At 65.6% G+C, this 24636-nt stretch carries 23 protein-coding genes and 1 riboswitch; of the genes, 15 read left to right on the top strand and 8 right to left on the bottom strand.

Annotated elements, in window-relative coordinates; translation table 11 throughout:
- Positions 1-156: 156 nt before the first annotated feature.
- From ACSUZJ_RS18790 to ACSUZJ_RS18775, 4 genes are all read left to right on the top strand, one after another.
- The gene (locus ACSUZJ_RS18790) at positions 157-1290 is read left to right on the top strand and encodes an IS481 family transposase (protein ID WP_499409698.1); all 1134 of its coding nucleotides are present in this window, start codon (positions 157-159) and stop codon (positions 1288-1290) included.
- A gap of 314 nt (positions 1291-1604) precedes the next feature.
- Positions 1605-2483, top strand: a complete 879-nt coding sequence (locus ACSUZJ_RS18785) for a hypothetical protein (RefSeq protein WP_499410687.1) — start codon at positions 1605-1607, stop codon at positions 2481-2483.
- Positions 2473-3741: a hypothetical protein gene (locus tag ACSUZJ_RS18780; RefSeq protein ID WP_499410685.1), complete on the top strand. Its 1269-nt coding sequence runs from the start codon at positions 2473-2475 to the stop codon at positions 3739-3741. The genes ACSUZJ_RS18785 and ACSUZJ_RS18780 overlap by 11 nt, the downstream gene beginning before the upstream one ends.
- 183 nt (positions 3742-3924) lie before the next feature.
- Positions 3925-4806: a hypothetical protein gene (locus ACSUZJ_RS18775; RefSeq protein ID WP_499410683.1), complete on the top strand. Its 882-nt coding sequence runs from the start codon at positions 3925-3927 to the stop codon at positions 4804-4806.
- Between the two features lie 86 nt (positions 4807-4892).
- Here the strand turns inward: ACSUZJ_RS18775 and ACSUZJ_RS18770 are convergent, their stop codons facing one another.
- Complete coding sequence (locus ACSUZJ_RS18770) at positions 4893-5189, bottom strand: hypothetical protein (RefSeq protein ID WP_499410681.1); 297 nt, start codon at positions 5187-5189, stop codon at positions 4893-4895.
- A 143-nt stretch (positions 5190-5332) separates the two neighbouring features.
- Here ACSUZJ_RS18770 and ylqF point away from each other — a divergent pair, with 143 nt between their 5' ends.
- Complete coding sequence (gene ylqF, locus ACSUZJ_RS18765; protein ID WP_499410679.1) at positions 5333-6280, top strand: ribosome biogenesis GTPase YlqF; 948 nt, start codon at positions 5333-5335, stop codon at positions 6278-6280.
- A 148-nt stretch (positions 6281-6428) separates the two neighbouring features.
- Here ylqF and ACSUZJ_RS18760 read toward each other — a convergent pair whose 3' ends face one another.
- Positions 6429-7241, bottom strand: coding sequence for a DODA-type extradiol aromatic ring-opening family dioxygenase (locus ACSUZJ_RS18760; protein ID WP_499410677.1), 813 nt, complete (start codon positions 7239-7241; stop codon positions 6429-6431).
- Between the two features lie 143 nt (positions 7242-7384).
- Positions 7385-7612, top strand: a riboswitch (cobalamin riboswitch).
- Positions 7613-7683: 71 nt separating this feature from the next.
- Between ACSUZJ_RS18760 and ACSUZJ_RS18755 the strand changes: the two genes are divergently transcribed.
- The 6 genes from ACSUZJ_RS18755 (at position 7684) to ACSUZJ_RS18730 (ending at position 13491) form a co-directional block, all read left to right on the top strand.
- Positions 7684-9639, top strand: coding sequence for a TonB-dependent receptor family protein (locus ACSUZJ_RS18755; RefSeq protein ID WP_499410675.1), 1956 nt, complete (start codon positions 7684-7686; stop codon positions 9637-9639).
- Between the two features lie 4 nt (positions 9640-9643).
- Positions 9644-10681 (top strand): FecCD family ABC transporter permease, encoded by a 1038-nt coding sequence (locus ACSUZJ_RS18750; protein ID WP_499410673.1) that lies wholly within the window; start codon positions 9644-9646, stop codon positions 10679-10681.
- Positions 10678-11484, top strand: coding sequence for an ABC transporter ATP-binding protein (locus ACSUZJ_RS18745; protein ID WP_499410671.1), 807 nt, complete (start codon positions 10678-10680; stop codon positions 11482-11484). Before ACSUZJ_RS18750 ends, ACSUZJ_RS18745 begins: the two co-directional genes overlap by 4 nt.
- Positions 11481-12368 carry a cobalamin-binding protein gene (locus ACSUZJ_RS18740; RefSeq protein ID WP_499410669.1) on the top strand — a complete coding sequence of 296 codons (888 nt, stop codon included), beginning with the start codon at positions 11481-11483 and terminating at the stop codon, positions 12366-12368. The genes ACSUZJ_RS18745 and ACSUZJ_RS18740 overlap by 4 nt, the downstream gene beginning before the upstream one ends.
- 146 nt (positions 12369-12514) lie before the next feature.
- Entirely contained in the window at positions 12515-13180 is a 666-nt protein-coding gene (locus ACSUZJ_RS18735; RefSeq protein ID WP_499410667.1) for a thiol:disulfide interchange protein DsbA/DsbL, read from the top strand.
- Positions 13177-13491, top strand: a complete 315-nt coding sequence (locus tag ACSUZJ_RS18730) for a hypothetical protein (RefSeq protein ID WP_499410665.1) — start codon at positions 13177-13179, stop codon at positions 13489-13491. Before ACSUZJ_RS18735 ends, ACSUZJ_RS18730 begins: the two co-directional genes overlap by 4 nt.
- Positions 13492-13645: 154 nt before the next feature.
- Here ACSUZJ_RS18730 and ACSUZJ_RS18725 read toward each other — a convergent pair whose 3' ends face one another.
- A complete protein-coding gene (locus ACSUZJ_RS18725; protein ID WP_499410663.1) occupies positions 13646-14947 on the bottom strand; it encodes an ATP-binding protein in 1302 nt (433 codons plus the stop codon).
- A 408-nt stretch (positions 14948-15355) separates the two neighbouring features.
- Between ACSUZJ_RS18725 and ACSUZJ_RS18720 the strand changes: the two genes are divergently transcribed.
- Positions 15356-16201 carry a MipA/OmpV family protein gene (locus ACSUZJ_RS18720; protein WP_499410661.1) on the top strand — a complete coding sequence of 282 codons (846 nt, stop codon included), beginning with the start codon at positions 15356-15358 and terminating at the stop codon, positions 16199-16201.
- Positions 16202-16210: 9 nt separating this feature from the next.
- Positions 16211-16903 carry a hypothetical protein gene (locus tag ACSUZJ_RS18715; protein WP_499410659.1) on the top strand — a complete coding sequence of 231 codons (693 nt, stop codon included), beginning with the start codon at positions 16211-16213 and terminating at the stop codon, positions 16901-16903.
- Between the two features lie 126 nt (positions 16904-17029).
- Here the strand turns inward: ACSUZJ_RS18715 and ACSUZJ_RS18710 are convergent, their stop codons facing one another.
- From ACSUZJ_RS18710 to xseA, 5 genes are all read right to left on the bottom strand, one after another.
- Positions 17030-17716: a response regulator gene (locus tag ACSUZJ_RS18710; RefSeq protein WP_499410657.1), complete on the bottom strand. Its 687-nt coding sequence runs from the start codon at positions 17714-17716 to the stop codon at positions 17030-17032.
- A gap of 165 nt (positions 17717-17881) precedes the next feature.
- A complete protein-coding gene (locus ACSUZJ_RS18705; RefSeq protein ID WP_499416599.1) occupies positions 17882-19252 on the bottom strand; it encodes an aminotransferase class V-fold PLP-dependent enzyme in 1371 nt (456 codons plus the stop codon).
- A 130-nt stretch (positions 19253-19382) separates the two neighbouring features.
- Positions 19383-19829: a Rid family detoxifying hydrolase gene (locus ACSUZJ_RS18700; RefSeq protein WP_499410656.1), complete on the bottom strand. Its 447-nt coding sequence runs from the start codon at positions 19827-19829 to the stop codon at positions 19383-19385.
- A 328-nt stretch (positions 19830-20157) separates the two neighbouring features.
- Entirely contained in the window at positions 20158-20736 is a 579-nt protein-coding gene (locus ACSUZJ_RS18695; RefSeq protein WP_312550169.1) for a superoxide dismutase, read from the bottom strand.
- A gap of 121 nt (positions 20737-20857) precedes the next feature.
- Positions 20858-22219, bottom strand: coding sequence for an exodeoxyribonuclease VII large subunit (gene xseA, locus ACSUZJ_RS18690; RefSeq protein WP_499410654.1), 1362 nt, complete (start codon positions 22217-22219; stop codon positions 20858-20860).
- Between the two features lie 1325 nt (positions 22220-23544).
- Here xseA and ACSUZJ_RS18685 point away from each other — a divergent pair.
- Both ACSUZJ_RS18685 and ACSUZJ_RS18680 read left to right on the top strand, forming a co-directional pair.
- Entirely contained in the window at positions 23545-24150 is a 606-nt protein-coding gene (locus ACSUZJ_RS18685; protein WP_499410653.1) for a MotA/TolQ/ExbB proton channel family protein, read from the top strand.
- Positions 24150-24590, top strand: coding sequence for an ExbD/TolR family protein (locus ACSUZJ_RS18680; RefSeq protein ID WP_499416597.1), 441 nt, complete (start codon positions 24150-24152; stop codon positions 24588-24590). Before ACSUZJ_RS18685 ends, ACSUZJ_RS18680 begins: the two co-directional genes overlap by 1 nt.
- Positions 24591-24636: the final 46 nt, after the last annotated feature.

Here is a 24636-nt window from a genome sequence, read left to right as displayed (position 1 = left end):
AGGGTGGGCGCCCCGTGCCCACCGGTACGATGATTTGTGTTGCCAACGAATCGGTGGGCACGGGGCGTGTTCAGCACAGAGACATAGGTAACACTTGTCTAGAGACATAGGTAACACCTTTTATGATCATTGCACAGCTAACAAGTGGAGTGTGCGATGCCTTGGAAGGAAAGTTCCCGTATGTCCTCTCGTCTTGAATTTGCCATGCTGGCGGATGCGTCTGACAGCAACATGACAGCGCTTTGCCAGTCTTTCGGCGTCAGCCGAAAGACTGGCTACAAGTGGCTCGATTTGTATCGGAAGCACGGCCCAGAAGGGCTGCAAGAGCGCTCACGCCGTCCTCTGTCGTCGCCCAAGCGATGCGGTGCCGAGTTGGAGGCGGCAGTGCTGGCCCTGCACGACAAGTATCCCTGCTGGGGTGCCCGCAAGCTCAAAGCACTGCTCCCCGAGACCGCGGGCAAACCGCATCCAAACACCATTGCTGCCATTTTGAGACGGCATGGGCGCCAACTAGTGCCTCATGTCAGCCAGACCAAGCCTGCCAAGGGACGCTTCGAACACGAGGAACCGAACAGCTTGTGGCAGATGGATTTCAAAGGCCATTTTGCCTTGACCAATGCAGCGGCCGGCCGCTGCCATCCGTTGACAGTACTGGATGATCACTCCCGCTTTTCGCTGTGTCTGGCTGCGTGCTCGGGCGAAGACGGCCCGCAGGCAAAGGCTGTGCTTACAAGGACGTTTCAAAAATATGGACTGCCGCAGCGCATTACCTGCGACAACGGTGCGCCTTGGGGAACAGCCGGGCATAAATCCATCTCGCGGCTCGAGGTGTGGCTGGTACGCCTGGGTATCCGCGTCAGCCATAGCAGTCCGCACCATCCGCAAACGCAGGGCAAGGACGAGCGGTTTCATCGAACGCTCAAGCGCGAACTCCTGGAGCGCTACGGTTATGGCTCGCTTGCCGCGTGCCAGGAGGCCTTCGATGCCTGGCGCGACCAATACAACCTGATTCGTCCCCACGAGGCACTGGGACAAAAAGCTCCCGCCACCCGCTACCAGCCCAGTGCGCGCAGTTTTCCATCCCACCTGCCGCCGATCGAATATGACGACGGCGACATCGTGCGTACCGTACAGCGGCACGGCCAGATCAATTTCAAGGGCCGCAGTTACTTTGTGGGTGAAGGTTTGTACCAAGAGCCTGTGGCAATCAGAGCGACGGATCAGGACGGCGTCTTCAACGTCATCTTCTGCCACCAACAGGTTGCACAGATCGACCTCGCCAGCAGCTAAAATAGCACCACGCAGTGTTACCCATGTCTCTAGACAGGTGTTACCTATGTCCCTGTGCTAAACAGGGCGCCCACCCTACGGCGTCTGAATTAAGCTTGCGCGAATGCATATAATTCCCATGTGAATCTTGATTAAAGGCAAATTTCCTTTGCATTTGTTTTAAAACGACAAAATCTTCTCCGGTCAATCGCACGATTGACACTCATGCATACCAGACATACAGTCAGCTCAGCCGTAGCAAGCGGCTGCGCCTGCGTCAGCTGGCAGCGATGGCGTTCGACACAGGCGTCCACTCAAACGAGAAGGAGGAGATTGTGAAGAAAGCATTCCGGATGGCGCTGGCGCTCTGCCTGCTTGCCGCTTCCAGTTTCGCGGCGGCAGCCAACTACACGCTGTGGATCAACGGCCGCGGCGGCGGCGGGACGATCGGCAACTACAACAGCTTCACCTATTGGGGCCCGGGCACTACCGCCGCCGGCGTCAACAAGAAATCGGTCAACTGGGACGGCAAGAGCAGCATCGCTTCGCAAAGCGGCAAGATCCGCGACGCCCTCGACTGCTTCTGCACCGGTGGCAACTGGTGCTACATCGCCACCCACAGCGCCGGCGACCTGATCTTCGGCTACACCCTCGCCAACTACGGCGGCTCGGCGCGCCTGAAGAAGAACGCCACGCCGAATTCCTCCGGCGTGTGCGGCAACTCCGACGGCAGCTCGCAGACCGGCTGGAACATCAAGTGGGTGCGCGCCGCCTCGGGCGCGGGCGGCGGTTCGGAACTGGCCGACGCCGGCTCCTGGGCCCTGACCGAAGACCTGGTCAAGGACCTCAAGACCAGCACCGCGCGCGCCATGTACAACCACAACACCACGCGCAACATCTGGTTCTACATGTACGCCGGCGCCAAGGGTACCGCCTACTCGGGCATCCTGCCGGGCCAGGACGACGAGGCCATTGCCTACCACAGCAGCGGCGGGGTGGCCGGCAGTTCCGGCGGCTCCTATTGCAACCCGAGCGACTGGCTGTGCAACGACCTGACCTTGGGCACGGCCGCCAACGAAGGGGGCACGGCCAAGTGGAGCTACCACTCGGTCAGCTTCCGCGACGATGGCGAAGCCTATAACCACTATGCCAATGGCAACTGGGGCGGCATCGTCGGGGTGGTCCGCAACGCCGTGGTGAACAGTGCTCTCTGACCGTCCACGAAACAGGGAGGGCGGCAGCCTGCGCAGCTGGCTGCCGCTGGCGCTGCTTGCAGTGCTGGCGGCGGCCGTCGGCTGGCTCGCCCTGCGCGGGCCCGGCGAGGCTGCCCCGGCCGCGCCAGGCGCGGCTCCCTCTCCATCGCCGCAGGGGCCGCAGTTCTTCGGCCAGGTCGGCGGGCAGCCGGAAGCGCCGCCCGCCGCCGCCGAGCGCGCCCAGCGGCGCCAGCAACTGGTCGAGCAGGTGCAGCTGGCCGACCATACCTATTGCAGCTACCGCGAGGGCAGCAAGTATCCGATGAGCTCGCGCCCGATGTCGCAGAATCCCGACCAGGCCTGGCCGAACCGGCCGGTGACCGACATGTCGCCGATGCGCACCGGCGACCGCGGCAGCAACCCGAACATCCTGGTGCAGACCTCGCAGTCGCGCGTCTACATGGCGGCCAACGAGTCGGTCGCCTTCTCGATCCGCGCGGTGTCGCCGGACGGCGCCGTGCTGCCGCTGGTGGTCACGCGGGCGGTGGCGGCCGGCATCATGACAGCCGGATCGCGTCCGACCACCCAGGTCGCGCTCGCCTTTGCCGACGACGGCGCGGGCGCCGACCCGGTGCCGGGCGACGGCGCCTTCGCCGCGGTGCTGACACCGGCGCAGACGGGACTGGCGGGCTTTCACGGGACGATACGCACCGAGGTGCGCTACACCGCCGGCGGCCAGAAAGGCGTGCTGATCTTCGATGTGATCTACTCGCCCACGGTGCCGGCGGTCTGGGCCGGGCCGCCGCGCGAGATCGTCGAGGACGGCTCGCTCGCCTTCGTGCTGCGCGCCGACGTGCGCAAGCCGGGCCGCTACGTGGTGACGGGACGCATCGACGATGCGAAAGGCCGTCCGTTCGCGCTGGCCACCTTCAACGAGGTGCTGGGACCGGGGCCGAACGACATCAAGCTGACCGTCTTCGGCAAGCTGATGCACGACGGCGCGCCGGCGCTGCCCCTGACCCTGCGCGACGTCGAAGGCTACCTGCTCAAGGAAAACACCGACCCGGACCGCGAACTGATGCCGCGCCTGGAAGGACCGGTGATGAAGAGCAGGACCGCGACCCTGAACGGCATCTCGGACGCCGAATGGACCAGCGAAGAGCGCGAGCGCTACCTGACCGAGTTCGCGAAAGACCGCAAGCAGGCGCGCGGCGAGCTGGCGAAGTTCGATCCGACGCAGGCCCTGCCGCCGAGCGCCTGCGAGACGCCCGGGAGGTAAGCCGGCGACTGGTGGGCGCCCCGTGCCCACCGTACTTGACGAGAGAAACGCTATCGACCTTCGCCAGCCGCTACTCCCTGCACTCCACTGTTCCGTATCCTTCTCCCGACGTCCTCGTGCGCGCGATTGACGCCCCGGCGCCCTTGCTCTTAGATGGCGGTAACAACAAGAACGGAGGAAGACATGGGACGTCCTGCACGCATCGCCGTTGCGCTGTGCCTGCCCGGCCTGTTTGCCGCCGGCCTGGCCAGCGCCACCAATTACACCTTGTGGATCCACGGCCGCACCGGCGGCGGCGCGATCGGCAACTACAACGACTTCACCTACTTCGGGCCGAACGCCACGCCGGCCGGCGTCAACAAGAAATCGGTCAACTGGGATGGCAGGAGCGGCGTCGCCTCGCAAAGCGCCTACGTGCGCAATGCGCTGGACTGCTTCTGTACCGGCAACAACTGGTGCTACATCGCCACCCACAGCGCCGGCGACATGCTGATCGGCTACACGCTGGCCAACTATGGCGGCTCGACGCGGCAGGTGACGAACGCCCAGGCCAATGGGGCGGGCGTGTGCACCGCCAGCGGCGGCAGCCAGACCGGCTGGAACATCAAGTGGGTGAGGGCGGCCGCAGGTTCGGCCGGGGGCACCGAACTGGCCGACATCGGCTCCTGGATCACCAGCGAGCCGCTCGCGCAGCAGCACAAGGTGGCCACGGCGCGCGCGCTGTACAACCACAACGACACGCGCGGCATCTGGTTCTACATGTATGCGGCGGCCAGGGGCACGCTGTATTCCTTCGTCCTGCCGGGCCAGGACGACGAGGTGGTGGCCTACCACAGCGCGGGCGGGGTGTCGGGCAGCTCGGGCAGCTCCTTCTGCAATCCGGGCGACTGGTTCTGCAACGACCTGTCGCTGGGCGCGGGCGCGAACCAGGGCGGACGGCCGAAGTGGGCCTACCATTCAGTGGTGTTCAGGGATGACGGCGAGGACTACGGCCACTACACCGACCGCAACTGGGGCGGCGTGACGGCGCTGGTGCGGCGCGACATGGAGAACCTCGCGCGCTGATTCGGCAGGGTGGGCGGCTCTACCTGGGACGGTGCTGAGGCCTGCCGTTTGCGCCGCCTACCCTACGTCCTGCTCGTGCGCGGCGTTCAACCCGCACCGTTCTTGCGCGCCGCGCGCTTCTCCGCCGGACCCGGCCGCTTGCCGACCACATACACCACGTACATCGGCTGCATCGGATCGATCACGGGCTGCGCGAGTTCGCCCTCGGCGACGGCATTGTCGACCGTGCGCGCCATCGGCGCCGGCGCGGCGCGTTCGGCCGGACCGCTCAGGCAGGCCGCCGCTCCCAGTACGATCAGGGCCCCGAAAATCCACACTTCCGCATTGCGCGCAAATCCCATGATGTTCTCCTCGACCCGGCTTGATGTGGCCGGTAGGCTCATGGTGCCCAGCTGGGGATGATTCGTTATTGCAACGGATCAAGCCATTTTCATTCCCGGTGGAAACATTGCAACATCTAGCCGCGACGGCGCGGGGGCGGTCAGCGTAGAATACCGCCTCGTCAGAAGAAATTGGAAAGCACAGCATGTCGATACAATGGTTCCCGGGCCACATGAACTCCGCCAAGAAGCAGGCGGAGGAGCAGATGGAAAACATCGATCTCGTGATCGAGGTGCTCGACGCACGCCTGCCGGAGGCGAGCCGCAATCCACTGGTCGAGAAGATGCGCAAGTTCCGCCAGCGTCCCTGCCTCAAGATCCTGAACAAGATCGACCTCGCCGACCCGGTCGCCACCGCCGCCTGGAAAGCCTTCTACGACGCCCAGGAAGGCGTGACCGCCTACCCGATGACGACCAAGAAGCCGGCCGATGTCGCGCGCATCCCGCAGCTGGCGCTGTCGCTGGCGCCGCACCGTGGCGTGCCGACCAAGCCGCTGCGCATCATGATCATGGGCATCCCGAACGTGGGCAAGTCGACCCTGATGAACGCGCTGCTGAAAAAGCGCGTGGCGAAAGTCGGCGACGAGCCGGCCGTCACCAAGACCCAGCAGAAGCTCTACCTCGACAAGCACACGGTGCTGGTCGACACCCCGGGCCTGATGTGGCCGAAGATCGAGATGGACAGCGACGGCATGATGCTGGCCGCCAGCCACGCGATCGGCACCAACGCCCTGATCGAGGAAGAGGTTGCCTTCTTCCTGGGCGACCTGCTGCTCGAGCGCTACCCGCACCTGCTCACTGCCCGCTACGGCTTCAAGACCGAGGGAATGGACGGCATCGCGGTGGTCGAGAACGTCGCCTCGCGCCGGGGCTTCCGCGTGCGCGGCGGCGAGTACGACATCGAGAAGGCGGCCCACGTGCTGCTGCACGACTACCGCACCGGCGCCCTGGGCCGCATCAGCCTGGAAACCCCGGAAACCCGCGCCGTACGCATCGCCGCGCATGAAGTCGAGATGGCCGAGAAGGCCCGCATCGCCGCCGAAAAGGCCGCCGCCAAGGCCGAAGAAGCCGCACGCGGCAAGCGCGGCACTTGATCCGCCGACGCTATCGCAAGGCAGCGGCCTGAACCGTAGGGGGGCACTCCGTGCCCACGCGAAAGCTTGAGCGGTCCGCTGCCCGTGTCTTAGCCGCACACACCGCATACCACCCCGGCATCCACAGGATCAGCCAACGGCTCGCTCGTCAAGCCGCCTCCCCAAACCTGAAACTCGACACCGCCAGGCTGCCAAAGAACGCATCCTCGTGATACACGTTGGCCGCCACCTCCTGCTCGGCCGCCCCCAGCGCCACCATCAGCGGAATCAGGTGCTCCTCGCGCGGATGCGCGGCCCTGCTTGCGGGCGCCTCGTTCCAGCGCAGCAGGGCGGCGGTGCGCGCGGCCGGATCCAGCGCCAGCAAGGTCCGGTTCAGCCAGCCATCGAAGGCGTGCGAGGCTTCCCGCCCGGCCGGCCCGAACTGGCGCAGGTTGTGGAAGGACAGTCCGCTGCCGATGATCAGGACGCCTTCCTCGCGCAGGGGCGCCAGCGCACGCCCGGCCTCGACGTGGGCGAGCGGATCGAGGTCGCGCCGCAGCGACAACTGCACCACCGGCATGTCGGCCGCCGGATAGACCGGGTACAGCATCGAGAAGGTGCCGTGGTCGAAGCCGCGTTCGGCGTCCAGCCCGGCCGGGTGGCCCGCCGCCTCCAGGAGTGCCGCCACGCGCGCGGCCAGGTGCGGATCGCCCGGGGCGGGGTAGCGCACCTGGTAGGTGTGGGGCGGAAAGCCGCCATAGTCGTAGATCATGCCCGGCGCCGCCGAGGACGAGACCATGAAACGCGGCGCTTCCCAGTGGCTGGTCACCACCAGCACCGCCTTCGGACGCGCGCCGAGCTGGCGCGGGATGTCGACCAGCGAGGCTTCCAGCCTGTCGTAGGCCGGGCCGTATTCCTGCTTCAGCCAGGGCCAGGGGCCGCCGCCGTGGGAGACGAAATAGGTGGGCAGGCGGGTGGACATGGCGGCTCCTTCATGTTGGCGACGGGATCGATGGTAGCCGATCCGGCATGCGGGCGTGGCTGGTAGCTTCGCCGCGGTCTCACTGCACGCATCCACGCGGCCTGGCGGCCACCACCCGGGATGACCCCAGCCCTTGCCCGTTATATAATCCTCCCTGTTCTGGTGCCCGCGCGCGATCTGCGTGCGCAGTTAAACGGGAAACACGATGCTTGCTGCGCCTCCGGCGCACGGCAAAGGTGTGCTGCCCCCGCAACGGTGAACAAGCGTCGCCCCGGCGACAGGCCGCTTCGATATGCCACTGTGCCCATGCATAGGAAGGTGAGGCGGTCCGACTTGCGAGCCCGGATACCGGCCAGGACAGGTGGACGTCCCAGAGGAACGTTCGTTGAATCCGGCTTGCGGGGACGCAGACCGGATGCACACTTTTCAAAAGAATCACAACATGACTTTTGCTGTCCCGAACAGCGCGCCGGCGTTCAAGCCGCTCGCGCTTGCCTGTGCCGTTTCCCTTTCCCTGTTCGCCGGCGCCGCCAGCGCCGAGCAGGCCATGACCACCGTCCACGTCACCGGCGCGCGCTTCGCCAGCGACGCGGCCCTGGCGCCGATCGGCGCCACCGTGATCACGGCGGACGACATCCGCCGCGCCGGCGCCACCGACGTGAACGCCGCGATCCGCAAGGTCGGCGGCGTCTACGGCCGCCAGAGCCTGGACGGTTCGCCCGACTTCGCGCTCGACCTGCGCGGCTTCGGTTCGAACAGCAGCCAGAACCTGGTGATCCTGGTCGACGGCGTGCGCATGAACGAGAACGAACAGGCCGGCGCCGTGCTGTCCTCGATCCCGGTCGACACCGTCGAGCGCATCGAGATCACGCGCGGCGGCAGCAGCGTGCTGTACGGCGAAGGCGCGACCGGCGGCGTCATCAACATCATCACCAAGCGCGGCGCGCAAGCCGGCTACCACGGCTCGCTGAGCCTGGAAGGCGGACGCTTCGACCAGTACGACGCGCGCGCTTCGGTGCGCCACGGCGAGGGCCCGCTGTCCTTCGACCTGGCCGCCGCCAAGCAGGGCACCGACAACTACCGCGAGAACAACGAATTCCGCCAGAAGACCATCAGCGGCGGCGTCCAATGGGCGGCCGACGGCAGCCGCCTGGGCCTGCGCGTGGAAAGCGCGCGCCAGGACATGCGCTTCCCGGGCGCGCTGAGCCTGGAGCAGTTCGAAGCCAATCCGCGCCAGACCTTCAAGCCGGACGACTTCGGCACCCTGGCCAGCGACCGTGTCGCCCTGTCGGCCGAGCACCGCATCGGCAGCGTCGAACTGGCGGCCGAGCTGTCGCACCGCGAGCGCGAAGTGACCTCGGCCTACGACTTCGGCGGCTTCCTGTCCGAGGCGACCTACCGCGCGCGCCAGACCCAGTTCTCGCCGCGCCTGCGCCAGATCGCGCGCTGGGACGGCATGCTCAACGAAGTCGTGGCCGGCGTCGACCTGATCCGCTGGGAGCGCAGCACCAGTTTCGGTTCCGATGCCAGCCAGGATTCGAAGGCGCTCTACCTGCGCGACGAGATGCGCTTTGCCGGCGCCTACAACGCCCGCCTGGCCCTGGGCGCGCGCCATGAGCGCTTCGAGAAGGACGAGGGCAATACCAGCCTGGGCGTGCCGGCCGGCGAGCAGTCGCAGAACGGCTGGAGCGTCGAGGGCAGCGTCGACCCGGTGGCGGGCATCACCGTGCACGCCAAGGCAGGGCAGAGCTACCGCATCCCGAACGCCGACGACAACGGCTACCGCTCGTCCAGCGCGCTGCTCGACGTGCAGACGTCAACCGACCTCGAGCTGGGCGTGAGCGCCGGCAGCGAGGAACGCCGCATCGCCGCGCGCGTGTTCCGCCACCGCCTGAAGAACGAGATCTTCTACGATCCGACCCTGTTCGGCGGCTACGGCGCCAACACCAACCTGGATCCGACCCGCCGCCAGGGCGTGGAAGTCGAAGGCCAGCTGGAATTCGCGCGCGACTGGCGCGTCACCGGCCAGTGGCAGCATGTGCAGGCCGAATTCACGGACGGCCCGAACGCCGGCCGCGAGATGGTGCTGGTGCCGAAGAACGTCGTCACCGCGCGCCTGGCGTGGATACCGTCGAACGGCCAGAGCGCCGACATCGGCGTGCAGTACGTGTCGAGCCAGCGCTACGGCAGCGACTTCTCCAACACCTGCGGTGCGCGCATCCCGTCGTATACCACGGTCGACGCACGCTATGCGCGCAAGGTGGGCAACTGGGAATTCGCGGTCGCCGGCCTGAACCTGGCCGACCGCCAGTACTTCAGCAACGCCTTCGCCTGCCGCGGCGGCATCTACCCGAGCGACGGCCGCCAGCTGAAGCTTTCGGCACGCTACGACTTCTGATGCCGTGAACGCCTTGCCCGCCGCCTCGCCCTCGCGTCAACGTGCGACTCTGGTCTTGCTGGCCGGGCTCGCGCTGCTCGCGCTTGCCGGGGCGGGCCTGGCGGGCTCGGTCGCCGTGCCGCCGGCCGAACTGCCGCGGGCGCTGGCCAGCCTGCTGGCCGGCGCGCCCGAGGGCATGGCGGCAACCCTGCTCGACCTGCGCCTGGGCCGCGCCAGCAGCGCCTTCGCCACCGGCGCCGCGCTGGCGCTGGCCGGCGTCATGATGCAGGCCCTGGTACGCAATCCACTGGCCGACCCCTACGTGCTGGGCGTGTCGGCCGGCGCCGCGGTCGGGGCCCTGGCTGCGCTGCTGTTCGGCGCGGCCTTGTGGGCGGTCGACCTCGGCGCCTTCGGCGGTGCGGTCGGGATCTCGCTGCTGCTCTACCTGCTGGCGCGGCGCGACCTGGGAGGAGGGCGGGCGGCGGTGCGCACCGGCGAGTCCGGCGTGCTGCTGCTCACCGGCGTGGTGCTGGCCTCGGCCTGCATGGCGCTGGTCACCCTGATGCTGTCGGTGGCGCCCGAGTCGCGCCTGCGCGGCATGGTGTTCTGGATGATCGGCGACCTGGCCGGCGCCGGCTGGCGCCTGCTGCCCTGGCTGGTGCTGGCAGCGGCCCTGCTGCTGGCCATGCGCCGCGCCCGCGCCCTGAACGTCATGGCCCTGCATGCCGACGCCGCCGTGGCGCTGGGCGTCGATGTCGCCTTCGAGCGCCGCTTCCTCTTCCTCTGTTCGGGGCTGCTGACCGCCTGCGCCGTCACCACCGGCGGCAGCATCGGCTTCGTCGGGCTGGTCGTGCCGCACGCCTGCCGCTATGCCTTCGGCCCGGACCATCGGATATTGTTACCCGCTGCCACCCTCGTGGGCGGCAGCTTCCTCGTGCTGGCCGATACGCTGGCGCGCACCGTACTGGCGCCGCAGCAGCTGCCGGTCGGCGTGCTGACCTCGCTGATCGGCGTGCCCGTCTTCCTGTTCCAGCTTCACCAACTGCACCTGCGCCGCCGATGATTTCCACCCACGACCTGACCCTGCGCGCGGACGCCCGCGTCCTCCTGGAAGGCCTGAACTGGCGCGTCGGCGCCGGCGAGAGCTGGTGCGTGATCGGCCCGAACGGCGCCGGCAAGAGCACGCTGCTGCGCACCGTGGCCGGGCTGCGCACGCCGGACGCGGGCAGCGTCGTCCTGGACGGCAAGCCCCTGGCCGCCTGGACCCTGCCGGCCCTGGCGCGCCAGCGGGCCTACCTCGCGCAGTCGCGCGGCGACGCCTTTGCCTACCGCGTCATCGAGACCGTGCTGATGGCGCGCCACCCCTACCACGCCGACCGCTACTGGGAAGGCAGCGACGACCATGCCGCCGCCGAAAGCGCGCTGCGCACGCTCGACGTGCTGCACCTGGCCCAGCGCGACGTGCGTACCCTGTCGGGCGGCGAGCGCCAGCGGGTGGCGATCGCCGCGCTGCTGGCCCAGGACACGCCGCTGCTGCTGCTGGACGAACCGGCCAATGCCCTCGACCTGGCGCACCAGGTCGCGGTGACCGAACTGATGGCGCGCCTGTGCCGCGAGGAGGGCAGGACGGTGGTGAGCGTCGGCCACGACCTGAACCTGGCCTGGAGCGGCGCCACCCATGCGCTGCTCCTGAACGGCGACGGTAGCTGGCATGCCGGGACGACGGCCGAGGTGATGCGCCCCGACCTGCTCAGCGCCTGCCTGGGCCACCCGATCGCAGCCATCGCCCACGGCAGCCGCACCGTCTTCCTGCCCGACGCGCCGCGCCATGGCGCGACCCTCGTTCCTGTCCGGAGAACCCCATGAGAGCGCTTCTTCGTCTCCTGCTTCCCGCACTGCTGCTGTTGTCGACCTGCGCCGCCGGGGCGGCCATCACCGTGGTCGACGACGCCGGCCGCCGCGTCACGCTGGCGCGCCCGGCCCAGCGCGTGATCTCGATGGCGCCGCACGTGACCGAGCTGCTGTTCGCAGCCGGCGGCGGCGCGCGCATCGTCGGCGCCATGAACTACAGCGACTACCCGGCGGCGGCGCGCAGCATCCCGCTGATCGGCTCGAACAGCCAGATCGACCTCGAGCGCGTAATCGCGATGAAGCCGGACCTCCTGATCGTCTGGCAGAGCGGGAACACGGCGCGCCAGATCGCCCAGCTGCAAAGCCTGGGCTTGCCGGTCTTCCACAGCGAGCCGCGCAAGCTCGACGAGGTGGCGACCAGTTTGCTGCGTTTCGGCCAGTTGCTCGGCACCGAGCAGGCCGCACAGGCCGCCGCCGCCCAGTACCGGGCGAAACTGGCCGCGCTGCGCGCGCGCTACGGCCAGCGCCCGCCCGTGACCGTGTTCTACCAAGCCTGGGACAACCCGCTCTACACCCTCAACGGCGAGCAGATCGCCAGCGACGCGATCCGCCTGTGCGGCGGGACGAACATCTTTGCCGGCCTGAAGACGATCGCGCCCCAGGTCAGCGTCGAGGCCGTGGTGCAGGCGGACCCGGAAGCCATCGTCGGCGGCAAGCTGTACACGCCGCAGGACCGTGGCCTGTCGATCTGGCAGCCCTACCGTGGCATGACGGCGGTGCGCCGCCACAACCTGTTCACGCTGGACGAGGAACTGCTCACCCGGCCGGGCCCGCGCATCGTCGATGGGGCCGCCGCGCTGTGCCAGCGCCTGGAAGAGGCGCGCGCACGGCGCCGCTGAGTGTCGTCTGCGTGTCCGCCAAGTGTCGTTACAAGGCGCGTTACAGCGGTAAGCAAATGCAAAAAAGCGCGGCTTTCCCGGAGGGCCGCGCAAAAAAGTGGTAATCTCGCGGTCGTTTTCTTCAACTCCAGACAAGAAGGATATTTATGCGCCGCTCCCTGCGTTTAGCCCTGATCGCCGCCAGCCTGGTCGCCAGCACCGCTTTCGCTTCGCCCACCAATCCGCAGAACGGCGTCGAGTACGTGACGCTGGCGGCGCCGCAACCGGTCCAGACCACCGGCAAGAAAGTCGAAGTCATCGAATTCTTCGCCTATCACTGCCCGGCCTGCTTCTCGCTGGAACCTGGCCTGAACGAATGGGTCAAAAAGCAGGGTGACAACATCGTCCTGCGCCGCGTGCACCTGCCTTTCCAGGGTCCGAACGATCCGGAAGCGCACCTGTACCTGACGCTCGAGGCGATGGGCAAGCTCAACGAAATGCACAGCAAGATCTTCCATGCCGTGCACGTGCAGCGTGTGCGCCTGATGAAGGACGAGCAGATCATCGACTGGGTCTCGAAGAACGGCATCGACCGCGCCAAGTTCCTCGAAACCTGGAACTCGTTCAGCGTCATGACCAAGCTGCGCCGCCTGCCGCAGGTCACCAACACCTACCAGGTGAGCGGTACGCCGACGATCATCATCGACGGCAAATACCAGACCTCGCCGGGCCAGGTGGCGGAGAAGCTGAAGATCAACGACCGTAACCAGATCCTGCAGGCGAGCTTCCAGGTCATGGACGCGCTTGTTGCAAAGGCAGCCAAGTCGAAATGAGTGATACGGAACGCAAGGTCCTCGAGATGTACGAGGGCTCGCGCCCGCGGGAAGAGGACCTGTTCGAGACCAGCAATGTGAACCACATTGCCTGGTCTCTTGTCGTTATCCTGGCCGGCCTCGTGATCTGGCTCTGCATTGCGCTCGTCAATGCGGAGAACCAGCGTTACGCGCTGATCAGCAACAAATGTCCGGACCCGGTGTTCAAGGGCGGCGTCGACAAGGCCTGCCTCTACACCGTGAAATCGCGCGACCACTGGTGGGAACACCTGTGGTACGGCTTCACCCACGTCAAGCCCGAGCGCAAGTAAGGCTTCGCGGCCTGGCCGTCGAACCGTAGGGTGGGCGCCCAGTGCCCACCATTGCACAATTCCCGCCGTGGCGAATTGTGATCACATCGGCGACACACGGTGGGCACGGGGCGCCCACCCTACGATTCCGTAGTAATTTTTATCCGGTTTCGTATCAGGCCGGCAGCGCGATCACGAAGCACGCGCCGCCCAGCCCCGATTTTTCCACTGTAATCGTTCCGCCGTGCAGCAGCACCGCCTTGCGCGCGATCGACAGGCCGAGGCCGAAGCCGCCGGTCGTCCGGTCGCGGCTGCGGTCGAGCCGGTAGAAGGGCTCGAAGATGCGGTCGCGCTCGTCCTCGGGGATGCCCGGCCCGTCGTCCTCGACGACGAGGATGAGCTGCCTGCCATCGCGCCGCGCCGACAGCCGGATCGATGCCGCCGCGTACTTCTGCGCATTCCTCAACAGGTTCGACAGCGCCCGTCCCAGCAGGCGCGAATCGGCCTCGAGCGTGCCCAGGTCCTCGCCGGCCTCGACAGCGAGCGCCTGGGCGCCGGGCGGCAGGGCGGCCACGGTCGCGCGCAGCAGGTCCGCCACATCCACGCTCTCGCGCTGCAGCGCCTGCTCGCTGCCCAGGCGCGCCATGCCCAGCAGTTCATTGACCAGCGCGTTCAGCTCGCGCAGATCGCCTTCCATCGCGGCGATGCGCGGACGCAGGGCGGGGTTGTCCGCCTTCGTGTCCAGCAGTTCGAGCGCGAACTCCAGGCGGGCGATCGGGGTGCGCAGTTCGTGCGACACCGAATGCAGCAGGTTCTTCTGCGCCACCAGCAGTTCCTCGATGCGGTCGGCCATGTGGTCGATCCGTTCGGCCAGCGGATAGATGCTGGCCGAGCGCGGCATGCGCGCCCGCGCCGACAGCCGCCCGGCGCCGAACTCGTCGGCCACGCGCGAAAGCCGCTGCAGGCCCTGCCAGTGCGAACGCGACCACAGCGCGATCGGCAGCAGCAGCGCCAGCGCGACGATCACGTAGCGCACCGCTTCCATCTTGAGGGCCAGGTTGATGTCGATCGGCAGGTCGCGGGCGTGGATGACTTCCTCGTCGCTGCCGATGTAGCGCTCGCCGCTGAGGTCGACCCGGCGGTAGAAGGCCTTGTTGTCGACGTCGAGCACGACCTCGCCGCGTTCCAGCGCGGCCAGGCTGGCGCCGGGCAGGGCGGCGCGCGCAGCCTGCAGGCTGACCAGGTCGAAGCGGGTGTCGGAGACTTCGCGCACCCGGTTCAGGCGCACCAGCCATTCGTCGGTCGGGGCTTCGTCGACGTATTGCTCGATCAGGAAGATCTGCGCCGCGGCCTGGCGCCGCGCGATGTCGTCGAGCGGATCGCCGAACAGGCGGCTCATGGCAAAGTAAATGACGAAGGTCGCAGCCGTGATCGACAACATCACCAGCATGAAAAAGCGGAAGAAGATCCGGTTCACCCGCTTCCCCCGCAACACTGACAGTTACCCAGCAACCTTCGACACATTGTTTTTCTCCTAACGCCATTGTATAGGAGCAAGGACGCTGGTGGTGCTTACACAGCGGTGCCGACAAATCGGTGCTTACAAATTCACGACAAATGGCCGACATCTCCGGGGAGATTGGAAATTGCCTAACGGATAAGATAACCAGGATTCAGGTTTTCCGTTTGCCCACTCGATACGCGAGTGTCGGTGGGTTTTTTTATTCCGGTCGCCGCCATCCGGCGCGTGGCCATCCCGAGCCCGGGTGGCGGCGCGTGGTCACGGCCATGGCGCTGCCGATTGTCGAGAACCATGCTGTAAGGATATATCGGATAAGGCTTGCCTCAACGTAAAATACCGGCACGTCCATCCTTTGCTCCCACCATGAACAAGCTTCTCGCCCTGGCGCTTGCTGTCGTATCGAGCGGCGCCTCCGCCCAGACCCCGGCCACGAATCCGATGCCGGATGGCAGCCGCGACATGTATGCCGGGCTCGGCCTCGTCTCGGCCCCGCGCTACGAAGGGGCGCGGCACAGCGAGCGCCATGCCTTGCCAGTGCTGCAGGTGCAATGGAGCAATGGCGTGTTTGTCTCCGGAATGAGCGCCGGCATGCACCTGGCCCGCGACCCGCGCCTCGAATACGGTCCCCTGGTCCAGTTGCAGCGCCGCCGCGACGAGGGCGGCGCCGGCGGCGGGATCGACGGCGTCGGCAGCGCACGCTACTCCATGGTGGCGCTGCCGCAGGTGGAGCCGGGCGGGAACAGGCTCGTCGGCATGGAGCCTGTCCACACCCGCCTGCTGGGCGGGGCTTTCCTGAACTACTACCTGACGCCCGACTGGCGTCTCACCAGCAGCCTGCTGTACGGCGCCGGCAACGAGCGCGACGGCGCACGCCTGGACCTGGGCGTGCAGCGCCTCGCGATGCAGCTCGGCGCGCACCATCGGGTGTCGCTCGCGGCCGGCCTGAGCGTCGCCAACGGGGCCTACAACAATGCCTTTTTCGGCGTCGGCACGTTCGACTCCGTGCGCAGCGGCAATCCGGTGTACCGCGCCGGCGGCGGCCTGAAGGACGGGCACGTCGGCGCGCGCTGGAACTGGGCGTTCTCGCCGTCCTGGATGCTGACTTCGCAAGTTCAGGTGACGCGCCTGGCGGGCGACGCCCGCCTCAGCCCGCTCGTCGAGCGGCCGACCAACCTGACGGTTTCCACCGCCATCGCCTACCGGTTCTGATTGACGCCCATGGTCCGACACCTCATCGCAAGTCACGTCCTGCTGCTCTGCGCCCTGGGCGCTTCGGCGCCGGCGTCTGCTGCCGAGTGGGCCAGTTACCGCGACGCCTACCGTGCCATGGTCGTGTTCGAGAAATACGGCGGGCCGAAGAACCACATCCAGAGCCACCTGCAGGTGGCGCCGCTGGTCCCGGAGGTGTCGCTCGAAGGCGTGCAGCTCACGCTGGCGGGCAAGGCGACCCAGGTCAAGCTGCCGCTCGACCCGCTCGGCCGCACCAGCTTCCCGCTGCTCAAGGCCGCCTATGACGAGAACGCCGCCCTGGTCCTGGACCGCAGGATTGGCGCCTTCGTGGTGCGCCCGCGCGTTTCCCTCCTGCCGCAGGCGGACGGGATCTACGACGAGGCCGAGCTGCGCACGGCCTGCGAGCAAGCCCTCGGCTTCGCGCGCTACGTCGACGCCTCCCTGCGTGCGCGCCAGTGCGGCGGCGTGCGCTTCGTGTTCGCCAAGCGCAGCGCGGGCATCGCCGTGCGCCTGCACCGCACGGACGCCGCCGACCAGCCCCTGCCGCTGGTGAGCGGCGCGGCCTTCCAGGGCGACGCCGATGACGGCTTCCCGACCGTGGTCTACCGCTTCGCCGGCGCCGCGCAGGCGCAGGTGATCAGCGCCAACCTGCCGCTGGCGATCGTACCCTTGTTCGAGTGATATATAAGGTGCGGTGGACGCTCCGTGGCCACCGTTTTGCCACCGTATGCCCAACAGGTGGGCACGGGGCGCCCACCCTACGTTTCCATGCACGCGCCAGCAGGACCGGCGGCGGTCGTCAGCGCATCAATTCCACGCCGACGGCGAGAACAGGTAACCCTCGCCCCACACGGTCTTGATCTTCTCCGAGCGGGTATCGTCGAACTTGCGGCGCAGTTTGGAGATGCAGTTGTCGATGCTGCGGTCCAGTCCGTCGAACTCGATGCCGCGCATCTTCTTCAGCAGTTCGTCGCGCGAGAGCACGCGGCCGGCCGCTTCGGCCAGCACCAGCAGCAGCTTGTATTCGGTATTGCTCAGTACGCAGAGCCTGTCGCGCCAGAATACGGTGCGGTCGGCGCTGACGATGCGCAGCGCGCCGAACGCCAGTTCGCCGGTCTCCAGCGCGGCCCTGGGCTGGGTGCGGCGCAGCAGGGCGCGCAGGCGCGCCAGCAGCACGCGCGGCTGCACCGGCTTGTTGACGAAGTCGTCCGCGCCTTGCTCGAGCCCCGACACCTCGTCGTAGGAATCCTCGCGCGCGGTCAGGATCAGGATCGGCACCTCGGACAGCTCGCGGATCTTGCGGCAGACCACCATGCCGTCCAGGCCCGGCAGCATCAGGTCGAGCACGACGATGTCGGGCTGGCTCGCCTGGAAGCGCGCCAGCGCCTGGTCGCCGCGCGTGACCAGCTCGACGGCAAATTCGTATGCGGACAGGTATTCGGTCACCAGCTCGGCCAACCGGGCGTCGTCTTCGACCAGCAAAACTCGGTACATGCTTTTCTCCTCCCCCGATATTGTATAGAAGCAATCGCCGGCCGGGATAAATATGACATTGCGCGGACAGATGAATACATTTTCCGGACAATTCAAGGCTGGCGGGACCGCGAACCGGCAACAAAAAAGCCGCACGCGGCGGCTTTGGACCGGGCAGCGGCGCGCTCAGCCCATTTTCCGGCTCAGGTCCCACATTGCTTCGATCAGGCGGTCGACGTCGGACACGCTGGTCCACAGGTGGGTGGAGATCCGGATGACGTAGTGGTCGCTCGGTGCGCCGATCACCGGGACGTTGACGTTGCGGATCACGAAGCCCGGGCTGTCGTCGCTCAGCATGCGCGCCACGAACTGGCCCGACTTGGTGCTGTTCATGACGTCGCCCGCATTCATGAAGGGGTTGAACGAGGTCAAGGCCGAAACCAGTTTCGGGTCGTCCTTCGGCGAGTACAGGCGGTCGACGCCCCAGTTTTCCGCGATGCGTTCCTTCAGGTAGGCCGACAGGGCCAGGTCGTAGGTCTCGATCTTCTTGCGGCCGACCTGGTCCCACAGCTTGCAGCTCGACACCAGGGCGTGGAACATCGGCGTATGCAGGCTGCCGCAGGAGGTGATGACCGAGCCGATGTCGTAGGTCGCGGTGCCGTTCGTGGTGCGTTCGCGCGGCGTCCAGCTGCTGGTATGGATCGGGTACCAGTTCGGCAGGGGCAGCGGATTCGAGGCGCGGATCTTGTTGCGCACGACCAGGATGCCGGTCGAGCCGGGGCCGCATTGCCACTTGTGGCCGGCGCCCGACATGAAGTCCATGCCGAGCTGGGCGTAGTCGTAGGCCATCATCCCCGGCAGGTGAGCGCCGTCGACGATGCTGATCAGCCCGTGCAGCTTGGCGATCTCCATCAGTTCGGCGATCGGCAGCATGGTGCCGGTCTTGTAGGTGGGCGCCGAGAACATCATCGCGCGCACCCGCTTGCCCTGGGTGCGCAGCTCGCGGATCCGGCTGTCGAACAGCGTCGCATACAGTGCGGCGGTCTGGTTATTGCCGACCGGCAGGGCCACGCGCGAAATCTCGATGCCGTAGCGCGCCGCCGCGATCGCCAGCGGCACGTCGCCGCCCGGATGCTCGTGATTGGTGGTGACGACGACGTCGCCCGGGCTCCATTGCAGGCCGAGGATGGCATGGCACATGCCGGACGAGGTGTTGGCCGAGAAGGCCAGTTCGTCGGGATCGACGCCGAAGCCGGGCGCAACCTCGGTGCGCTCGGCCAGCAGGTTGGTGTAGCCGCTCAGGCACTCGGCCGCCTTGGCGCGGTTCTCGGTGTCGAACAAGTCCAGCGCCAGCGTCGGCATGGAGCCGGCGGTGCCGACGTTCATGAAACGCTTGGCCGGATTCAGCGGGAACATCGCGTTCATTTGGGCCCAGAAGCCTTCGTCGGCCAGCAACTGCTGGCGCAATTCGTCGATGCGGCTGCTTGCGTTGCCGCTGCTGCAGCCTGCCAGTGGCCCGAGCGTGGCCAGCAGGGCGCCCGAGCCGATGATGCGCATGAAGTCGCGCCGGTTCCGGTTCCAGTGCGCCGGAGCGCTGCCAATGTCCGTCGACAAACCCGTTTCTGCACCTTCCGCTATGCGATTCTGCATCCTGGTCTCCTGTTGGTGTTGTTGCAGTGTCGTTCAATCAGCGGCGCGCGGCGACCACGGCGATCTCGATCTTCGCGTCGCGTGGAATGCGCGCCACCTCGACCGTCGAACGTACCGGCGGGGCCTGCTTGAAGTACTCGGCGTAGACGCGGTTCATGGCCGCGAAATCGTTCAGGTCCTTCATGTAGACGGTGGCGCTCACGACGTCGACGAAATCCAGGCCCTGCGAGTGGAGCTGCAGCTTGATGTTCTCGAGCGTCGCGCGGGTCTGCTCCTCGGTCGTCGTGCCTTGCAGCGCCGTGCCTTCCCGGTTCAGGGCAATGACGCCGGAGAACCAGATCAGCTTGCCGTGGCCGATCATCTGGGAATAGGGGCCGATGGCCGGGTAGGTCTGGTCGGTGGACAAAACTTCCTTGCCTTGCATGCCGGGCGCGGCGCAGCCCACCAGCGTCATGGCGAGCACGGCCATGCTTGAAGCCAACATCACTTTTGGATAGTCACGGGTTCTCCGTCGTCAAAGAGCGTTGCGGTTTACGTTGGGAAATTGCCACGACCATTAAACGCCGGATTTCACACTGCTGTAACGCATCGTCATTGTTTGTTGTCTTGGCTCAACTATTTCATTAAGCACTGTTGCCTGCCAACGCCGAAGAGAGGCGGGGCTGGGTGGTGGCGCAAGCGCGGGGAAGGCAGGGAGGGCCTGTTGGCCTGCAATGCGGAGGAACGCGGAGGGATATAAAAGAAACGGCCCGCTGGAAAGCGGGCCGTTATGGCGGAGTGTTCCGGCGTTCAGCCGGAACGAAGCGCCGGCATCAAGCCATGTTCTGGTTCACGAATTCCCAGTTGACCAGGTTCCAGAACGCTTCCACGAACTTGGCGCGGGCGTTGCGGTAGTCGATGTAGTAGGCGTGTTCCCAGACGTCGCAGGTCAGCAGGGCCTTGTCGTCCGACGCCAGCGGGGTGTGGGCGTTCGAGGTGTTGACGATGTCGACGCCGCCGTCGGCCTTCTGCACCAGCCAGGTCCAGCCCGAACCGAAGTTGCCGACTGCCGACTTGGTGAACTCTTCCTTGAACTTGTCGAACGAACCCCACTTGGCGTTGATGGCGTCAGCGACCTTGCCGGTCGGGGCACCGCCGCCGTTCGGGCTCATGCAGTTCCAGAAGAAGGTGTGGTTCCACACCTGGGCCGAGTTGTTGAAGACGCCGCCCGAGGATTTCTTGACGATCTCTTCCAGCGACATGTTTTCGAACTCGGTACCCTTGATCAGGTTGTTCAGGTTCGTCACGTAGGCCTGGTGATGCTTGCCGTAGTGGTATTCCAGCGTCTCGGCGGAGATGTGTGGCTGGAGTGCGTCTTTGGCGTACGGCAGCGGCGGCAGAGTATGTTCCATGTCTTATTCCTTGATTGGTTGGAAACGAAGTGATTCTTCCGAAACGGCATATTCTAAACCGGATGGGCGGACGTTGCATGTTTGCTGCGTAGTTGTTCGTCTACCCGGTTTGCCAAGCTTGTCATTCCAGCACGGACTGTACGCTTGACACCCGTACCTCGGCGCTGCCCTCGGCCAGGCGCACTGTCAGCGCCGTGCGCGCCCGGATCTGGTCCGGCGAGCGCAGCGCCTGGCCCTTGGCATTGCTGACGATGGCATAGCCGCGCTCGAGCGTACGCTGCGGATTGAGCAGCTCGAGCTGGGCCGCCAGCGCGCTCAATGCGTCGCGCCGCTGTTTGACCTGGCTGCACACGCTGGCGTTCAGGTGGCGCTGCTCGGACATGATCTGGGCACGCAGGGTGCGCAGGTCCGGCCGGTGGCGCGCCCAGCGCTGCTGCAGCTGGGCCAGGGTCACGCCGCCGCGGTTGATGGGTATCCGCAGCGCATGGGTGAGCGAAGCCGCCATGGCGCGCAGCTTGAGGCGCTGGTGGGCGATCTGGGCCGTCGGGCTGAGCAGGCGGCGGCTGAGGTTGTCCAGGCCCTGGTTGGCCTCGGACAGCTGGCGCCGCATGGCGCGCCGCAGGTCGAGCGCGTCGGCCGACAGCGAGGCCATCCAGTCTTCGCGCGGCGTCGCGGCCAGTTCCGCCGCAGCGGTCGGGGTGGCGGCGCGCATGTCGGCGGCGAAGTCGGCAATCGTGACGTCGGTCTCGTGGCCGACACCGGAAATGACGGGAATGCTGCAGGCGGCGATGGCGCGCGCCACGCACTCCTCGTTGAAACACCACAGGTCTTCGATCGAGCCGCCGCCGCGGCAGACCAGCAGCACGTCGACCTCGGCGCGCCGCGATGCCGTCGTGATGGCTTCCGCGATCTTGTCGGCGGCAAACTGGCCCTGTACGGGCGCCGGATACAGCACGATGTTCACATGCGGCGCGCGGCGCCGGAGCGCCGTGAGCACGTCGCGCAAGGCCGCCGCCTGCGGGCTGGTGACGATGCCGATGCTGCGCGTGAACAGCGGCAGGGGGCGCTTGCGCTCCTGGTCGAACAGGCCCTGGCTGGCCAGCTTTTCCTTCAGGCGCAAGAAGGCCTCGTAGAGCTGGCCGACGCCGGCGCGGCGGATCGCCTCGACATTGATCTGGTAGTCGCCGCGCGCGCCATACAGGGTCACCAGCGCGCGCACCTCGACCTTGTCGCCTTCGCGCGGGATGAAGCCCGCGTACTGCGCACGGCTGCGAAACATCACCGAGCGCACCTGGGCCGCGTCGTCCTTCAGCGTGAAATACCAGTGGCCCGAGCTGGCGCGGGTGAAGTTCGAGATTTCGCCACCGATCCATACCAGCGGGAAGGAGCGCTCGAGCAGGCGCGCGACCTGTTGGTTCAGCGCGGTGACGGAGAGCACGGGTGGTGCGGCGTAGGCGGTGTCGGGATCGTTATCGTTGAGCATGGTTGAAATCCTGATGCATAAGCGATGAAGCTTATGGCACATTCATCCAGGTCCGACAAGGGTTTTTTGAATCGAATTGCCGCGCCTTTTTTGCGGGCAGGGTAGGGTGATTTGTTTTAAATCAAAGACTTAAAGAGTGCAGGGTACACTTGGGCACAATGTTATCCACAAAAAATGTGAGGAACTCGGCAGTAAGCTTGTTCACCTGCCGAAATTCCGGGCATGCACAACTATATTGTGTTAAATCAATGGCTTAGGGGTTATGCACTGGCCTTGCGCACATCTTTTTCCACAGTTTGTGTGAAGAGTTCAGGCCCAGCCCAGGCTCGTCGGCACAGGTTGTAGTGAAAACCCGCTGCGGAGAAGCGCAATCGGGGAGGGAACAGGGAAAGAAACCGCCCTGCCAAAAATTCGTGCATGAGGATTTTTCTTTTTAAAATCAACGCTCTTGTGTTAGCGCAAGGCGCTTCCTCACAATTTTGTCCACAGAAAATGTGAAGAAGCCCCCATGCGCCTGAACAGGTGCCGCCAGCGCCGCCCGGGACTGCCCGGCTCGGCGGCAATCATAGTGCCGCCAGGTGAAGTCGTGCATGAGCGAATTTCCCGGCCCCAGGCCTGCCGCCCTGGCTAAGCAAACTGAGCGATATGGCATTTTGATGTGCATAATGTTGAGCTTGCTCAAAAAGCAGGCGGACTGAATAATCGTAATGAAATCAAGGGCTTGTTTTCCATAAGGGGGCCTTGCTCACATTCTTTTCCACAGAAAGTGTGCATAGTCTCCAGGCTGCCACCGGGCTTGCCTGGTCCATCCTCCGGCAATTCCAGGGCGGCTGGGGGCGATGTGGACAAGCGAGGGTGCCTACTTTCTTTGCAGCGACATTTTTTCCTTTTAAATCAATGATGTTGATGCGAGTCAATGCGCTTGCTCACAATTTTGTCCACAAAAATTGTGGGGAAAAGTGCTGGGCTAGAGGGAAAGCATGATGCACGCCGGTGCCACATTCTTCGGCACAAAAATATTTGTTCGTTAAATCAAGGGCTTAGCTTTCAATCAGGGTCCTTGCGCACATTTTTATCCACAGAAACTGTTTGCAAGTGCAGCGGCGATACGGAACATTGAGCTGGAAAAGCCGCGTCTGACACAGTTTGCCTGCCGTGCTGCTTTCTTGCGCAAAGGAAAAATTCCCTTATGAATCAACATGCTTGCCACATGGATGAGTCCTTGCGCACAATTTTATCCACAGAACTTGTGCAGAACTGCACTTGCCGCAGTGACGGCAACTTGTTACATTGCCGAATTCGTTACTATTCTGTCAGGAGTTCACTTGCTCGCCATTCTCCAAGCCGCAGGCTGGCCCATCTGGCCATTGCTGATTGCCTCGATCATTGCCCTGGCCCTGATCATCGAACGCCTGATTTACCTGCGCCGTGAGAAGATTCTTCCCAAGCAGTTGCTGGGGGAAGTCATCAATGTGTACCGCAACAAGAAGGTCACGCCCGAGATTGTCAACACGCTGGAAGCCAATTCGCCGCTGGGCGCCGTGCTGGCCGCCGCGCTGCGCAACGTCGACGCCCCGCGCGACGTCATGAAGGAGTCGATCGAGGAGGCCGGCCGCGGCGTTGCCCACGTGCTGGAGCGTTTTCTCACCACGCTCGGCACCATTGCCTCGCTGGCGCCGCTGATGGGCCTGTTCGGCACCGTGGTCGGCATGATCGAGATCTTCGGTTCGCAGAATGCGGCCGGCGCCAACCCCGCCCAGCTCGCGCATGGCATTTCGGTGGCACTGTATAACACCGGTTTCGGCCTGGCGATCGCGATGCCGGCGCTGGTGTTCTACCGCCACTTCCGGGCCCTGGTCGACAGCTTCATTATCGACATGGAACTGCAGGCCGTGAAGTTCGTCGATGTCGTCCACGGTGACCGCAAATGATGGACTTCCGCCGCGGCCGCAAGCGCGAGGATCCGGAGATCAACCTGATCCCCTTCATCGACGTGCTGCTGGTCGTGCTCATCTTCCTGATGGTGTCGACCACCTACAGCAAGTTCACCGAGCTGCAGATCACGCTGCCGACGGCCGATGCCGAGAAGGCAGCGGACAAGCCTTTCGAGATCAACGTCACCATCGACGCCAAGGGTAACTACACGGTGAACAACACGCCGGTGTCCTTCCATGGCGTGGCGGGCCTGGCCGACGACCTGAAGGCCGCGGCCCGTTCCGGCCCGAACGGCCAGCCGGTGCCCGACCCGGTCGTCATCGTCAATGCCGACCAGTTCGCGATGCACCAGATGGTCATCAACGTGCTGGAGGCGGCGCGCCTGGCCGGCTACGACAAGCTGACCTTCGCGGCCCAGACCGGCGGCAAGAAGTAAGCGTGAACCAGTAGGTTTCAACATTGAGTTGGTATTCCGATGGCAC

The sequence above is a fragment of the Telluria sp. B2 genome (assembly GCF_051789535.1).
Taxonomy (GTDB): domain Bacteria; phylum Pseudomonadota; class Gammaproteobacteria; order Burkholderiales; family Burkholderiaceae_D; genus Telluria.
Note: the sequence above shows the minus strand (reverse complement) of the source record. Positions and strands in the feature narration are given on the sequence as shown.